A 14,470-nucleotide genomic window follows, 5' to 3' on the forward strand; every position below is an offset into this window, starting at 1 on the left:
AATATTATGATAGCTGATAAATTTGACGTATTTTTATTTGATTTAGATGGAGTAATCTATATAGGATCTGAACCACTACCCGAAGCAGCAGAATCCCTTAAGCGTCTTCGGAAAGAAAAGAAAGGGATTCGATTTTTAACCAATGATCCATGTACAACACGTGAAAAAACAGCACGACGGTTAATGAGTTTGGGCGTGGAAGCAAGAAGCGAAGAAGTCATTACGTCATCTTGGTTGACTGCACAATATTTAAAGAATGAAAAAATAAAAACGGCACTTGTTTTAGGTGATGAACATTTAAAATGGGAATGTCAACAAGTTGGTATTCATATACAAGATCAAAACGACGTAGAAGCCGTTGTTGTTGGATGGGATATTGATGTATCTTTTCGCGATATCCAGAAAGCGGCGAAATTAATTCAAAGAGGAACAAAATTTGTTGCGACCAATGCAGATAGAACGTTTCCAACCCCGGAAGGCCCTTTACCTGCCGTTGGTGCAATAGTAGAAGCCATTCGGGTTTCAACAAATAAAAAGCCTTTCATTGTAGGAAAACCAAACCCTTACATGTTTAAAAAAGCGCTTGAAGATTTTGCTTCGTCCTCCAGAGCAGTAATGATAGGAGATAATCCATATACTGATGTTTTGGGCGCACATCAGGCAGGGATACAAGCCATTTTGGTATCAGATCAAAAAATGAAAAAATTTCCGTCAGCAAGAGATTTTCGTAATCCGGATGCAACGATACCCAATTTAAAAAGTTTATTTGACCATAATATAGACATAAAAAAATGGATTTCTCCTTCCTTTTCTTGGCCTGAGAAAATTGAAGCGGGCGTAGCGGGCATTATATTTGATCATAAACGGCGAGTACTTCTAATGAAACGTGCAGATAACGGCTTATGGGGGATTCCATCGGGACATGTTGAACCGGGAGAAACCGTGGAGGAAGCTATCATAAGAGAAATTTATGAAGAAACCGGTTTAAAAGTGAAAGTAAATCGATTAATCGGTGTTTATTCTGATCCTGTTTCTCAAGTTTTTGAATATCCAAACGGGAAAGTGAGTCATTTTATTACAACTTGTTTTGAGTGTGAAGTTGTAGGAGGAACTTTAAATAGAGAAAGCGAAGAAACATTGGATGTAAATTACTTTGAACTAAATCATTTGCCGGAAGATCTCTTACACATGCATCCAAGATGGCTTAAAGATGCATTAGAAAAAGAAAGTTTTTCATATATCCGCTAATATCTTCTAAAAAATAGTGGGTTAGATAGTGTTGTATGGTGCAGAAGAGGATAAACCGGAATGTTATTAAGAAGTTTTTAATGTAGCAAAAATGATGAACAGCATCTTTTGAGGAGCTTTTTTCAAAGTATCAGTGAGGAGAGTATATTCATGTTTGGTTTACTCGAAAAGAGATGCTTTATATGTAAGCGAAAAACGAAACCATTGTATAAGTATTATGACAAAAAAGGAAAAAGTATTAAAGTTTGTTCTGATTGCGCAATATATGCAGAAAGAAGAGCGTTTAGAAAAAAAGTGTAGGCACCTGTATCGGCTCCCTTTATAGTAGTCAGAAATGCAAGCTCATTCATCTGTCTACTATATAAGGGGATTTTTTATAAGGAAAAACGAAAAACATAGGATGTAAAGTTTTAAAAAGCTGTAGAATGGGGTTCAGATATGACCTATTTGATTTTTTATAGGCAAAAGCTTATTAAAGATCTTTATAATCATGAAATTGTGGCTTATCCTATTCGTTCCAGAATACATCCTGTCCATAAAACCTAAAAAATATAATGAATATGGCCAGTATGCCAGAATAGGAAACGGTTTGGATAATGCCAGTTTGGAAAAATTTTTCAGCCATTTCAAGGCAGAGCGTTTCAAAATGTACTCGTTTTGTAAAACAAAAGAAGTTAAGGACATCAACCCTCTAGGTATGATGCTGGGTCAAAACCTTGCCGAATGGACTCGTGAATTTAGTCAAGGAGGACTCACCAGGATTTAAAACAAAACCCATTCATTTATTCAATTTTTATTGATTTGATATGCGGCAACTCGTTCAAGCGGGTATACAGGAGCAATTCATCTCCTTCCTTTTTTAATTTTCCTGTTATTTTATAATGATAAGTGGTTGGTTCACTATCTTCATGTTCGGTAAATAAATAGGTTGTGATTTCCATATTCGATCTAACTGCATTTAGTACCTCTGCTAACGAGCTTTTTAATTCTGCCTCGATCTCCATTCGCAATGTTTTCTGTGGACTGATTTTAAATACTCTGCTTAATATTTCTAGACCGATTAGAACTAACACCGATGCAAAGAGACCCACAGTATACATTCCTGCTCCAATTGTTAAACCAATGCCGGAAGTTGCCCATATTCCGGCTGCCGTAGTCAATCCACGGACATACTGCTTTTGAATAATAATCGTTCCCGCACCTAAGAAACCAATTCCGATTACTACTTGAGCGGCAATCCGACTAGGATCCAGTGCTATATCTTTATTTAAGATTACATCTTGAAAACCATACTTTGAAATAATCATAATGAGCGCGCTTCCGACGGCCACTAAAAAATGTGTTCGTAATCCAGCCTCTTTTGAACGCAATTCCCGCTCTAATCCAATAATCGCTCCCAAAACACCAGCCAGAGCTAACCTGATAATAAAGTCAAAAATCATAACGTCTCCTTTCTCCTCAACTTTCAAATTATAGAAAATACAAGATTTACTAATTATTTATATTTCACCATAAATTTTGGATGCGAAAATTTTTTAGACTACAGATGTATAAAGGAAGTGTTGGAAATATTCACTACCTTGATCCATTCCTAAATGAACTCAGAATAAGGGAGGGGAGGGATAGTGAATTTTCTTACAAATAAAATTAAGAAGTAATAAGAAAGTGATACCATATGGCTCGAGATAATCATTTAGTGTAACGGCGGCATAATATAAATGCTTTTAAATATTTCAGTATATCGCTCGGTCCAATTTGGCAGGGCATTTTTTGCAAAACAATTGAGAGCTTGAGAATCCATGGCAAATACTCATGATAGAGGTTTGAACCATTAATTTAGAAAATATATTGATTGCCTGTTGACTCTTACCTTAGGTAAGCCCTTAGAATCACATACGAGGTGGTTGAAAATGTTATACACGGTAAAAGAAATTTCAGAATTCGCGAAAGTAAGTGTAAAAACCCTACATCACTATCACAAAATAGGGCTGCTATTACCGTGTAAGGTAAGTGAAGCTGGCTATCGCCTTTATGGAAAAAAAGAGCTAGAACGTTTACAACAAATCTTATTTTATCGTGAATTAGATTTCCCCCTCAAAGAAATTAAAAAAATATTAGATGGTGAACCAGATCGATTATCGATCTTGTCGGATCAAAAAAAGCTCCTTCTTTCTCGTATACAAAGAATGGAGCAATTGGTTGAGACAATTGATGAATCGATTCGTTGCACTATGAAAGGAGAAAGTATGGATAAAAAAGAGATGTTCAAAGGATTTAATAGTGAAGAAGAGTGGGCTGAAGCATTGACCGAGCAAAATCAATACTTAAAAGAGAAATATAACTATGATTTACTTGAAAACAATCCAATTGATGTTCAATCGATGAATGAATCCGCTTTGGAAGCAAAGCGTTTTATTGATGGTATGGCTGATGCACTGAAGAATGGATTAAAGTTTGATGACAAAAAAGTACAGCTTCTAATAAGCCAACATATTCATTTCTTAAATCATCATGGACATGTAACGAAAGCATCGGATTTTGCGGCACAAGCACGATTCTTTTTAAACGATGATTTCCACAGAAACATGCTTGAATCCCAACAGACTGGTCTTTCTTATTATCTTTGCATTGCAGCGGAAGAGTACGCATCTAAAAGTCGTTTAGTAAATAAACTTTAAGTAACGCAGATTGGAGAAGAATAAATGAAATTGCGAAAAGCCGATGAAATGGGAAAAATATCGAATTTTAGACCAAGGCGGCTCGTAGGGCAAATAAAGCTGGTTTTCATGCTCTAAATGTCTGTATAATATAAGGCTATATACGAAATGCTCTAAGTCCTAGTTTTTCAATTAAACTTACAGGCCGAGTAGTGGAAAATGAAATTCTGTTTGTATGATTTTAAAAACCGATAAATTGGATTAAAGTTTCAATGCTGTTTTTAGTAAATTAGTCTTTGGTTTACAAATTTAAAGGAGAAAACTTATGACTTGGTTTGAAATAGTTATTGTAAGTATTTTCATTGGATTGATTGACTGGTTTAAGAGTAGAAAACTTACTACTTTTTTTAAGGACTTTATTTTCGCACTTATAACATTCACCCTTTTAAAACTAATTTTGTCTTATATCAAATTACCAGATATACCTGAAAAGCTACAGCTAGTCATCTTTGCAGGAACTATAGTATTATCAACTATAGTTTTGTCACTTGAGGCACTTAAACAGAATAAACAATAACTTGAACTTGTATACGGAAAAAAGTTTTCTTTAACTAAAGGGTGAGAAAACTCAACAACAATTATGCTTGTTCAGGAAACGGGCAGGAAAGTTTAAAAAATCATGGATATGGTGGTATTTCTCAATTTTTTATGATTACGATAAGCCCTTCTCATTTGAGAGGGGTTTCTTTATGGAATCCTTTGTATGATTGCGGAAAAAATAAATTTTATGATTCCAACAAGAAAATCAGAATATTTTACTCTTTTCAGCAAATTTTAGTCATTTATTAAAGCTCTTTATTTTAAGGATTTTTTTGGGCGAAAAGAGATAAGAGTAAAAGATCGAATTTAACAATGAAACTATAGGATGAGTGTTCGTTGTAATCTACAGATGAAGGACTATGGGATCTTACATAACTATGTTGTCAGATGAAATGTAAAAATAATTTGACAATTCATTCTCTTTTCGTATAATAAATGTAAAACATTTTTTACATTTTAAGAAGTTTAGGTGGGTGAATTGAAAAATAACATTAGAAATGTACGAAAAAGTATGAACCTTTCACAAGAAGAACTTGCCAATAAATGTGGTGTAACAAGACAAACCATAAATGCCATCGAAAATAATAAATATGACCCTTCATTATCATTAGCGTTTAAGTTATCCATACATCTAAATACACAACTTGAAAAATTATTTTTTTACGAGGAGGAGAATAAATGAAAATGCGAAAAGCCGATGAAATGGAAAAATATCAGAGCGATCAGTCTGCGAAATATGGGTTTATTTTTTATACCGTTGCACTGTTGGTTTGGTCATTATACAGTTTTTTTACCAATGGCGACTCTGGATGGCAAATGACTATTTTATTGATAGGTTGTGCTGTTTATTTTTGGTCCCGAGTGATTTTGAATAGAAAAATGAATAAATAACCCGTGGTGCTAGTTGAGCTTTAGCGCTCAACTAGCCCAAGTGTAACCAGGGAATAAGCTAACAATATACCGTCTAGTGCCACTTCAAATCCGATAATCGAATTGGCTCGGATCCCCGTGATGCGATAGTGGTCAACCAGAACCGAGAACACCGTCTCGATCACTTTGCGTTTTTGTTGGATCCACTGCTCCCATGTCTCAGACGCACGATGTTTCTGGTTTTTTCGAGACGGAGTCCAAAGCGCCATTTGGTATTCTTCGTACAGCCTTTTTTGCAAGTCACGGCTAATGAATCCTTTGTCCCCAAAGTTATAGGGATGAGGAATTTGAGTCATCACGCTTTCGGCTGCGATTCGATCGTGGCAAGATGCTTCCGTCACCACATACCCCATTGGCAGCCCTTGATCGGTCACTTGAAGGTGCAGCTTCAACCCGTAGTACCATTGCTTTTTGGAAGCGCAATACCCGATGTCGGCGATCTCTTGAAACCGTTTGACGCGATGCATTCTTGCCGTATGGCACAACGGGAGCGGCAAGCTGTCAACGACGGCATAGGCATGATGTTGACCGCGTTTTGCCAGCTCATGACGGATCCATTTGATGGCGAAACCAAGCGCCCGGCAACGGCGGTTGTATCGGGAGCGTTCAAGAAACGAGCCGTTTGTGAACAAATTTCCCGTGACAAAACGATGCCACGCCCGTTCAGAAGTAAAACCGAGCAGCTTTCCTAAAAGATGAATGGCGATGATGACAGCGTCCTCTTGCTTGACCAAATGGCGATTTCGACGATGAAGATGCACCTGAATGCATGAAAGTTGAGCAGAAACAAAAACGAAAATGGCGGCATATTGCTTTTGAATCTTGGCCCGATCTGTAGTAAAATGAAAGTGCTCTTGCATGGGGATTCTCCTTTCGAATGGTAGGTCGCACTTTCATTCTACAGGAGATTCGCCAGCAAGGGCTATTTTTATGCTTGCTCAAGTTTATCTAGCACCACGGGTATAAATAATAGAAATAGTCTTCTAAATGGAAAAGATCAATTTTTTTAAGATAATTGAAACATTGCCTAAATAGAAAAAAACCTGCCAGCATTGAAGTGACTTCTGTCAAGAAGACAAAAAAGTACACTTAAGTAGCCTGAGTCCTATATTCATCAGGGCACAAGTTATAAATGCGAGATCAATGTTTCCAATTTACTTTGATATATTTAAAATGCTTCAGATATGTTCAGAACACAAGTTCATCCTTCTAATCCCTTGAAATGTAAGGATTTGAAAGGGGAACTATCGGACATTTGATATTTTAAACCGTTTTTCATAACAGCCAGATAAGTGTCCGATTGATTTTAAATAAGCCATTTGAGTACATTTTTCTGTTCACATATTTAAAAGGTTATGAAAACAAATATCAGCGGTAATCTTAATGCTTGTCTGCCCTGGTTACTAAAAGAAGTATCTTATGGATGTGACATTTACATGGTTAAAGTATTTAGGATGACTTCAACCTTCGGTGAAACGTATTTACGGGTCTTCGAACTTTCATAAAAATTACATATTCCCTTCATATAAAACCAAACGTAGAATCATGCTGATAAAATTCTCTTAAAGTGGCTGAAAATAGGGTTGCCCAAAGCAAAATAAACTACACCCTTTAGTAAAAAGTTATCCTTTATTTCTGATCTTCATTGATTTATAAATATATTTAACCTTTTGCATTGTATTTAACCCTAATATTGTAATGATTACAGTGTAGACCGTTGTTAAAATAATTGCAGTATATCCTAAATAAGTAAGACTTCCAGATTTATTTGCTAGTCGCAAAACCAATCACATCCTTCACTCATTTTGGAATCTTTACATTTAGTCTGTTTTTATTTTTAAAATTTATTCCAATTACTTTTATTCGCATTCATTCTAAACTAGGTTGTTTAGAAAAGATCCGGAACCGCGTGAATAAACAATGGCCGATGAAAATAATGAAAATCTTTTAACATGAAATAACCAGTCTCGAGCATCCTTTTACACTCGATTCGCTTTTGAGGTTTAACATCGAACATGACATCGGTTTTGCTAAATCCTTTGAGAAATTACGAGTTTAAAACAACAAAGCTTGGCATTTTGCCAAGCTTTATCCGGTACCAATTTTTGTCAAACTCAATAGCGAAACATTCATGATGTATTTTATTGATACTCCAACGCTAGGAAAGTGCGGCTGCCATCAATCCTCCGATCCAAGCGAAAAGAACCCCTAATAGCACTGACGTCGAAACATAAATGATTGCGTTCCTCGCATCTTTTTTCTGCAACATTTGGATCGTTTCATATCCGAACGTTGAAAAGGTTGTGTAGGCACCAATAAAACCAGTGCCAATTAAAAGCCATGACCATTCAGGTATGATTTTATTTGAGTGTAGAACTGCAAGAATGCCAAGCATGAATGAGCCCGTTAGGTTGATGAACCAAGTGCCAAATGGAAAGACAGAAGATGTTTTGCCGGTAATCCATTTCCCTAGAAGATACCGCGAAATGGCTCCAATTATTCCTCCGATACCTACCCAAAACATTATTCTGCTCCTCCTTTCGATTGCTGAATATTGAAGGTAGCCAATTTAGCCCCAATGATCGCGAATCCAATGCCGCCACCAACACTCAAAAGAAGGTAAATAAGAGCGATTAAAAATTGTTGATGTACTATGAGATTGAGCGTTTCAACAGAGAAAGTTGAAAATGTGGTGAATGCCCCCGTGAAACCAGTTCCTATGGCCAGCTTTAATTGCGGGTTTATCATCCATCGTTTCGCCGTTATGGTGAAAAACCAAGCAAGGAATAAGCATCCTGCAAGATTAATCAGCAAAGTACCGACCGGAAACCCATTGGTTGCAGGAATCCATTTTCCTACTGAATAACGGAGTATTGCACCAACGAATCCTCCTATTCCAATTGCCAATAAGTTCATCCTATCAGCCTCCTCAACTTTATTGTTGTCATAAAAAATAGACTCCTACCAGTAAATGTGCATAACTGGTAGGAGTCATTAGTCGCATGGACGGTTATATGGCGAACTCCATCGCCTATTCAGCTGAAAATTATTATATACTTAATGACTTTTTCATTCAATGTCTTATATAAAATTCTTATCATTTATCCAGATATACCATTGAGAAGGGCTCATACTGTTTTTTAAATGGACTTTCCCGCAAATAGCGACAATAGGCACAAAAAATAATCATAATAAAGTGAATTTGTTATTTCGTTTCCTTTAATATCACCCGTTGAAGTGGCACACCTATATTGAACACACCCATACTGATAGTCTTTTCAGTCAGTGTGTACTTTTTGTTATTTAAAATAATGGTGTAATGATCGATTTTTTCACAGCTGTTTCCTTTGCTAATTAGATGTTGGACGACAGCGTTGCTTAATTCCTCCTGATTAAAATATCTTTCATCCAATTCAATGACCATTTTGTTTTTTGAAAACATACTATTCAAATCCTTTCGGAAATAATGGAATTTTGCGAAAAATGATATCAGCATGAGTGACCTATCTCGATGATTTTTTGTGGGGACGTCCAACAGAAATACTGATTAAAACGTTGATTCCTCATGAACTCGTTCCGGTGTCGCGAAGGGTGCGATTAGTACAGATCGGAGAAAAAGCGGGATCGACTATTCCACTTCCCGCGGATGCCTTGCGAACCTCGGGACTTGAGATTTACGGAGCGGCAGCAGGCATCACTCCCGAGTCAATCAGTGAAGGTACTAATCAGGTGTGGGAGTGGATAAAAGAAGGAAAGCTGAGGATGGATATTGAAAAAGTCCCTCTTAACGAGATCGAAAGTGTGTGGAAACGTACAGATTTTAAAGGAAAAAGAATCGTGGTTGTTCCATAAAATATTTTCATTACTTTTATTCTGAGCAATATCGTAACACTCACTTTAGCGAGTTTTATGCGTTTAAAAGCCCCTGCTGAGAGGGGCTTTTGGCCTTTTAATCCTTAAACAGTCCGTTCATTAAATTTTCTATTTCTTTTCTTCGTTTTTCCGTTTCTTTTTTGTCCAGACGAAAACGGCCATTTTCTAATTTCATCACATCACCAGCTTTACAATTCTTGGGGAGCTTGCTTTTTTCTATAGTTACCCTTTTTCCATCTTTAGTTTCGCAAACTGCTAAACCGCCTTCAAAATGATCGATAATATACTCCACTTTTATGGTCACATCCTCTTTATTGGGTCTGGGAGTGTAAGACGTGCTTCTCTTCTCTAAATGACCAGTAAATTGTGATGTTGTACGACCATGCCTGTTCTGTTAATAAATATTCACACTAGCTATTAAATGACACGATGGGGGAGATGGTGTTTAGTGAGCAATGTTGCTATTACTTGTTATCGGCCTAACGTTAAAAGATAAATGGGTTCCATCCGTTTTGGCTATAATCGTACCTTGCTGATCCGTTCGAAAAATATTGATTTTGTGGATTTTTAAGCGATTTATCACTTCAGCGGTTGGATGCCCATACGTATTTTCTTTTCCAACGCTGATAACGGCATAGGTTGGCTTTACTCCATTCAAGAAAGCTTCACTTGTAGATGTTTTCGCCCCATGATGTCCAATTTTGATCACGTCAGCTCTCAAATTTTGCTTAGAAGCGATCATATCAGATTCAGCTGTTGTTTCGACGTCCCCCGTAAACAGGAAAGATCTTTTTCCATATGTTAGTTTAAGAACAGCGCTCCAGTCGTTTGTATCGTCTGTGCTGTAGGATTTAACCGGGCCTACGAATATGGCGGAAACATCATTTAAACCAAGAGCAGTCCCATTTTGGGCGGTTTGAATGGTTAATCCTTCATTTTTTACGGCGTTCAAAAAATCTAAATACGATTGAGTCGTATGAGAAACTCTTGGAGCGTATACTTGTTCTACTTTAAATGATTTTAAGACAGTGTCTAATCCTCCAATGTGATCAACGTCCGGATGAGTCGCGATCATAATCTCGATATCGTCGACATGTTGTTGTTGGAGATATGCTACGACATCATCGCCTTTGTCATTATTGCCGCCGTCAATTAAAACATCTGCCCCGGCAGGAGTTTTAATATAAATACTGTCACCCTGGCCGACGTCTATATAGTGGACATTCAGAGGCGATGTTACGGCTTTTCCGGAAGCCGGGAAAACAATGGAGGACAAAAAAATTAAAGACAATAAAAATGTACGGATTTTCACACATATCCTCCTTTTTCGATGGTGATGTAACTTTATTATGGGATAAAAAGCAGAGAAATTTGCAAAAAAGAAGGGGCTTTATGATGAATATAAAAATTAAGAAGAAAATGTTTTATCGGCTGCTTATTCCGGGATGATCGTAATGTTCTTTTTGTTCGTAAGAGGTAAGCACAAATCCAAATCAAAGATTCAAGTTGCCTTTGGTGTAAAAAAGTTCACTCGCGTTATTACAGGCATATACGATACGTTAAGGTGTAGTGTTTGCAGAACGGAACCATTGCACATATTTTGGAAAATCGTATCATACATCGATTAGGAGATGCATTCTATAAGGCATGTTTAAGGAAAGGCATAAAAGTTTTTCATTTCCTGCAAGAAACAAATGGGGAAGGTACAGATAATAAACCTGAAAATTTAAAAATTTTTATCTTTTTTGTTTCTTATGATAGTCTTGTATCAGATACTTTGAATTTTGCAAGGACTGTTTTCTTATGGATATAGAACAAGAGATTAAACGTATGAAGAAAAGGGCATTAGCTGGGTGTTTAATATGGTTTTTGATCCTGATGAGTATTCCCGTTTTTATGATCGGCGATTTTGCCTACAACCTATTCTATAAAGAAAAGGCTCTTGAAACCAGCTATTCCCCCAGTAAAATCAATAAAATTGAAATTGTTCAGAAAGGGGAAGCTTTATACTTTGGCCCGTCTTTGGTGAGAATCCACTTTGGAAAACAGTACGAAGACCATTCTGTTTTCAACGATGGAAAAACTCTTGACTCTACAAATGTTTCAGTCATTTGGAAAAATGATCATGAGGCGAGAGTCACTTTACGTGGAGAAGAGCTAGAACCGGAGACAGTTGAGATTCATTTTCCGGTAAAACAGGTAATGGATGATGATTTTCCGCCGTCTGTGATCAATAATGATTGAAATGAATGAAGGTTTTAAAGATTTCAGGAATGAATAGGTGAAAGAGATGAAAAAGAGAGAAAAGGTGATGGAATGCACCGGCTGCGGGTTAAGGCTGCCTGATCAGCAAATAGAAAGGCCTCATCGCTACAATGCCACCGGAGAATGTTACCAAAAATACAACGAACTGAGCTTATATACGATGAGTCAACAAGACCTCTATTTTGTGCATCAGCACGCTATTGATACATACAGCGCACAGCATGCGGGAGCTGGTATGAAAAATATCACCGTTGCATTTTCATTAATTGGCTTATATTATGCGATTGAACTCGGATTTACCGGAAAACAAGTCCAGCGTGTGCATATGCTGCTTAATCAATGTCCATATAACTGGCCGTCATTACCACTCCCAGACCATTCATATTCAATTACGGTTCAAGACGTTTTAAAAGAGAAACCAGGGAAAAATCGAGACGCTATGCTTAGAGAATGGATGTATGATGTGTGGCATTGCTGGGAACATCAACACGACTGGGTAAAGAATATATCAAAAACTTTGTTAAGATAATGGATGATAAAAATATCTTTTCTTAATCTTTAACTTTTATAAAGGGGATTAAGAAAGTACTGGAGGAGTAGAAACTATTTAATAAACAGTTGCTGGAACCGATCTCAAAGCAAAAACCAATATATGATTAAGCGACTTGAAGAAAGAAATAAATGGGTGGTGGAATCATTCAAACAAAACTTGGAACAAAGAAGAATGATGATGGAACAAACAGTTCCAAATTAAGAGACGCAAAAAGGATTTTTTGTACGTTTTTTGAAAAAGCAAATAAGTGGTTTGAATACAAAAATCTTGCATTACTTATTTATGGTAATACGATGATGCCTGATATAAGAAAATGACCCTATCACTACAATCAGTATGACTGTCACATTAGCAGCTATGTTTATAATATTTACTTTTGGAAACATTTTATCGATGTAATCAATCCAATTGACTAAACACGGATCACGGCCTATGGTAATAATGGCATTTTGGGCAATAAAACTTGCAGCAACAATATTGAACCAAAAAAATGTTTTCGTTCTTGCCAGTTTTATAATAAATGTCAAAAAAGGAAGGGAAATGAAAAGGATGCAAAAAATTCCTACTATGACTGGCCCTATATGTTGCGAAATTCTGGAAATGACAATGGAACTATCTAAATAAATTAAAAAATCCGTGATCACAAGAAGCGACAAAACTTTTACCTTTAAATAAATAGATGGGGTTGAATGTCTACGCAGCTCCTTTTCCCATATGGACTTTGTTGTAATTCTAAATGCTATAAAAAGCAAAATGACTCCAGTGGCTAACTGGAACATTGGAAAATTTGAAAGTGCATCAATTAACACTATGTAAAGACTTCGCGTGAATGTAAGAACTATGACTGCAGAAAAGGTTATGTTTAAATAAGTATGTTTTCGCAAAATACTTCCTAAAATCAGCATGTTATCAATGTCACATATCAAGTTTATTAAAAATACTTTTAAAAAATCCTGCATCTTAACTTTTCCTTTTTTATATAACTGTAGATGAGCAAATTCGCTAACATAAATTTACAACCAAACAAAAAAGAAGACATGAACCCGATTCCTTGGTTAGAATAGATGTGCCACAACTACTCACAAGGGGGTTCATGTCTCATGAATAGATTAGCACATCACCTAGGAATCCACAAGTTTTTGACGATGTTGGGGTTGGCACTTTATTTCTCAAAACCTGTCATGAAGCATCTCGTTCATATCGTGGATGCGATGATTACAAAGGGCTTTTCGGGAACACTGACCGATCTACATCACGGGAGTTTTCATCCGAACCATCGCACGACACTCAGCCATTTTTTCACGAAAAGCCCATGGGAAGAAGAGACGTTGCTTCGCAAACTCCAGCAGTGGGTGCTTCATCGTGTCGAACGCAGCTCGAAACGAGAGAATCAACCCATTTTTGTTTCGATCGATGATACGATTTGCCAAAAAACGAAGCCCTCGTCACGGGCAACACACGCCATTCAAGGGTGTGATTGGCACTATTCTCACGCAGAGAAAAAGTCGATCTGGGGACATTCTCTCGTTTGGCTCATGGTTCATACGATGACCCAAGCGTTTCCTTTTGCCTTTCGCCTCTACGACAAGACGGCGGGGAAAAGCAAAGGGGAACTCGCGATCGAGATGCTTTCTTCGTTGGATGTGAGTCGACCCGTTTATGTGCTCATGGACTCTTGGTATCCATCGAAAACCCTCGTGGGAGCCTGCTTGAAAAAAGGGTTCCACGTCATCGCGATGCTCAAGACGAATCGGATTCTCTATCCAAAAGGGACGGCCATTCAAGCAAAGGAATTTGCCAAATCTATGGAGCCACGGGATACCCGCCTCGTCACGGTGGGAAAAGAGCGTTATCGGGTGTATCGCTACGAAGGTGCTCTGAACGGTCTCAAGGATGCCGTGGTGCTGCTCGCATGGAAAGCCGATCAGCCGATGACACCGAAACATCTTCATTGCGTCTTGAGCACCGATCGCGAGCTAAGCGATGAAGACATCTTGTGCTACTATGCCGAGCGTTGGTCGATCGAATGTTTTTTCCGTCAAGCGAAAGACCAGCTGAAACTCGATGGATACCGCGTTCGCGGGCGTCGGGCGGTGAAACGGTATTGGATCTTGGTGCAACTTGCGTATGTGTACAGCATGTTCGAGTCGAACAGTGATGTTTCGGATGGGCTCGATCTCCTGCGCAAGAGAAAAGGACATAGCCTCGTGGAGTTCATTTATCGTGCAGCAAAACAAAATATTCCCATTGATGCCGTGAAAAAACAGCTCCACGTGGCATAAGGGGTACCCCGTTTGTCTCTTTTTCGTATGGTAATCATTGTTAATAAAAATGCTCATCTACA

Annotated in this window: 18 protein-coding genes and 1 riboswitch; of the genes, 11 read left to right on the plus strand and 7 right to left on the minus strand. The window is 37.6% G+C overall.

From position 1 onward, the window contains the following. Positions 1-6: 6 nt before the first annotated feature. Both N1I87_RS08560 and N1I87_RS08565 read left to right on the plus strand, forming a co-directional pair. Complete coding sequence (locus N1I87_RS08560) at positions 7-1,248, plus strand: HAD-IIA family hydrolase (RefSeq protein ID WP_341101348.1); 1,242 nt, start codon at positions 7-9, stop codon at positions 1,246-1,248. Between the two features lie 490 nt (positions 1,249-1,738). Further along, positions 1,739-2,014 (plus strand): hypothetical protein, encoded by a 276-nt coding sequence (locus N1I87_RS08565; RefSeq protein ID WP_341101350.1) that lies wholly within the window; start codon positions 1,739-1,741, stop codon positions 2,012-2,014. A gap of 16 nt (positions 2,015-2,030) precedes the next feature. On the opposite strand, the gene N1I87_RS08570 is transcribed toward N1I87_RS08565, so the two are convergent. Next, on the minus strand, positions 2,031-2,690 hold the full coding sequence (locus tag N1I87_RS08570) for an MgtC/SapB family protein (RefSeq protein ID WP_341101352.1): 660 nt from the start codon (positions 2,688-2,690) through the stop codon (positions 2,031-2,033). Between the two features lie 468 nt (positions 2,691-3,158). On the opposite strand from N1I87_RS08570, the gene N1I87_RS08575 reads away from it, so the two are divergent. The 4 genes from N1I87_RS08575 (at position 3,159) to N1I87_RS08590 (ending at position 5,396) form a co-directional block, all read left to right on the plus strand. Further along, the gene (locus N1I87_RS08575) at positions 3,159-3,926 is read left to right on the plus strand and encodes a MerR family transcriptional regulator (RefSeq protein WP_341101353.1); all 768 of its coding nucleotides are present in this window, start codon (positions 3,159-3,161) and stop codon (positions 3,924-3,926) included. A gap of 304 nt (positions 3,927-4,230) precedes the next feature. Next, positions 4,231-4,482: a hypothetical protein gene (locus N1I87_RS08580; RefSeq protein ID WP_327825097.1), complete on the plus strand. Its 252-nt coding sequence runs from the start codon at positions 4,231-4,233 to the stop codon at positions 4,480-4,482. A 501-nt stretch (positions 4,483-4,983) separates the two neighbouring features. Further along, positions 4,984-5,187, plus strand: coding sequence for a helix-turn-helix transcriptional regulator (locus N1I87_RS08585; RefSeq protein ID WP_048623394.1), 204 nt, complete (start codon positions 4,984-4,986; stop codon positions 5,185-5,187). A gap of 2 nt (positions 5,188-5,189) precedes the next feature. After that, positions 5,190-5,396, plus strand: coding sequence for a hypothetical protein (locus tag N1I87_RS08590; protein WP_341103322.1), 207 nt, complete (start codon positions 5,190-5,192; stop codon positions 5,394-5,396). A 20-nt stretch (positions 5,397-5,416) separates the two neighbouring features. Here the strand turns inward: N1I87_RS08590 and N1I87_RS08595 are convergent, their stop codons facing one another. The 4 genes from N1I87_RS08595 to N1I87_RS08610 form a co-directional block, all read right to left on the minus strand. Then, positions 5,417-6,295 carry an IS982 family transposase gene (locus N1I87_RS08595; protein WP_011230510.1) on the minus strand — a complete coding sequence of 293 codons (879 nt, stop codon included), beginning with the start codon at positions 6,293-6,295 and terminating at the stop codon, positions 5,417-5,419. A 1,298-nt stretch (positions 6,296-7,593) separates the two neighbouring features. Beyond that, positions 7,594-7,959: a fluoride efflux transporter CrcB gene (gene crcB / locus N1I87_RS08600; protein ID WP_341101354.1), complete on the minus strand. Its 366-nt coding sequence runs from the start codon at positions 7,957-7,959 to the stop codon at positions 7,594-7,596. After that, a complete protein-coding gene (crcB, locus tag N1I87_RS08605) occupies positions 7,959-8,351 on the minus strand; it encodes a fluoride efflux transporter CrcB (protein ID WP_341094330.1) in 393 nt (130 codons plus the stop codon). The genes crcB (N1I87_RS08600) and crcB (N1I87_RS08605) overlap by 1 nt, the downstream gene beginning before the upstream one ends. 62 nt (positions 8,352-8,413) lie before the next feature. Then, positions 8,414-8,476, minus strand: a riboswitch (Fluoride riboswitch). Positions 8,477-8,640: 164 nt separating this feature from the next. Further along, positions 8,641-8,877 carry a hypothetical protein gene (locus N1I87_RS08610; RefSeq protein WP_341101356.1) on the minus strand — a complete coding sequence of 79 codons (237 nt, stop codon included), beginning with the start codon at positions 8,875-8,877 and terminating at the stop codon, positions 8,641-8,643. Positions 8,878-8,933: 56 nt separating this feature from the next. Here N1I87_RS08610 and N1I87_RS08615 point away from each other — a divergent pair, with 56 nt between their 5' ends. Next, positions 8,934-9,287 carry a hypothetical protein gene (locus N1I87_RS08615; protein WP_341101357.1) on the plus strand — a complete coding sequence of 118 codons (354 nt, stop codon included), beginning with the start codon at positions 8,934-8,936 and terminating at the stop codon, positions 9,285-9,287. Positions 9,288-9,384: 97 nt separating this feature from the next. On the opposite strand, the gene N1I87_RS08620 is transcribed toward N1I87_RS08615, so the two are convergent. After that, entirely contained in the window at positions 9,385-9,600 is a 216-nt protein-coding gene (locus N1I87_RS08620; RefSeq protein ID WP_341101358.1) for a DUF3006 domain-containing protein, read from the minus strand. Between the two features lie 153 nt (positions 9,601-9,753). Continuing rightward, entirely contained in the window at positions 9,754-10,620 is an 867-nt protein-coding gene (locus N1I87_RS08625; protein WP_341101360.1) for a ComEC/Rec2 family competence protein, read from the minus strand. Positions 10,621-11,111: 491 nt separating this feature from the next. Here N1I87_RS08625 and N1I87_RS08630 point away from each other — a divergent pair, with 491 nt between their 5' ends. From N1I87_RS08630 to N1I87_RS08645, 4 genes are all read left to right on the plus strand, one after another. Continuing rightward, positions 11,112-11,552: a hypothetical protein gene (locus N1I87_RS08630; protein WP_327804863.1), complete on the plus strand. Its 441-nt coding sequence runs from the start codon at positions 11,112-11,114 to the stop codon at positions 11,550-11,552. A gap of 46 nt (positions 11,553-11,598) precedes the next feature. Beyond that, positions 11,599-12,102 carry a DUF5946 family protein gene (locus N1I87_RS08635; protein WP_341103324.1) on the plus strand — a complete coding sequence of 168 codons (504 nt, stop codon included), beginning with the start codon at positions 11,599-11,601 and terminating at the stop codon, positions 12,100-12,102. Between the two features lie 152 nt (positions 12,103-12,254). Further along, the gene (locus N1I87_RS08640) at positions 12,255-12,443 is read left to right on the plus strand and encodes a hypothetical protein (RefSeq protein ID WP_341101362.1); all 189 of its coding nucleotides are present in this window, start codon (positions 12,255-12,257) and stop codon (positions 12,441-12,443) included. Positions 12,444-13,226: 783 nt separating this feature from the next. After that, positions 13,227-14,408: an IS701 family transposase gene (locus tag N1I87_RS08645; RefSeq protein ID WP_003353085.1), complete on the plus strand. Its 1,182-nt coding sequence runs from the start codon at positions 13,227-13,229 to the stop codon at positions 14,406-14,408. Positions 14,409-14,470 lie beyond the last annotated feature (62 nt).

This window comes from Bacillus sp. FSL W8-0102 (assembly GCF_038007225.1).
In the GTDB taxonomy this organism is placed as follows: domain Bacteria; phylum Bacillota; class Bacilli; order Bacillales; family DSM-4216; genus Bacillus_O; species Bacillus_O smithii.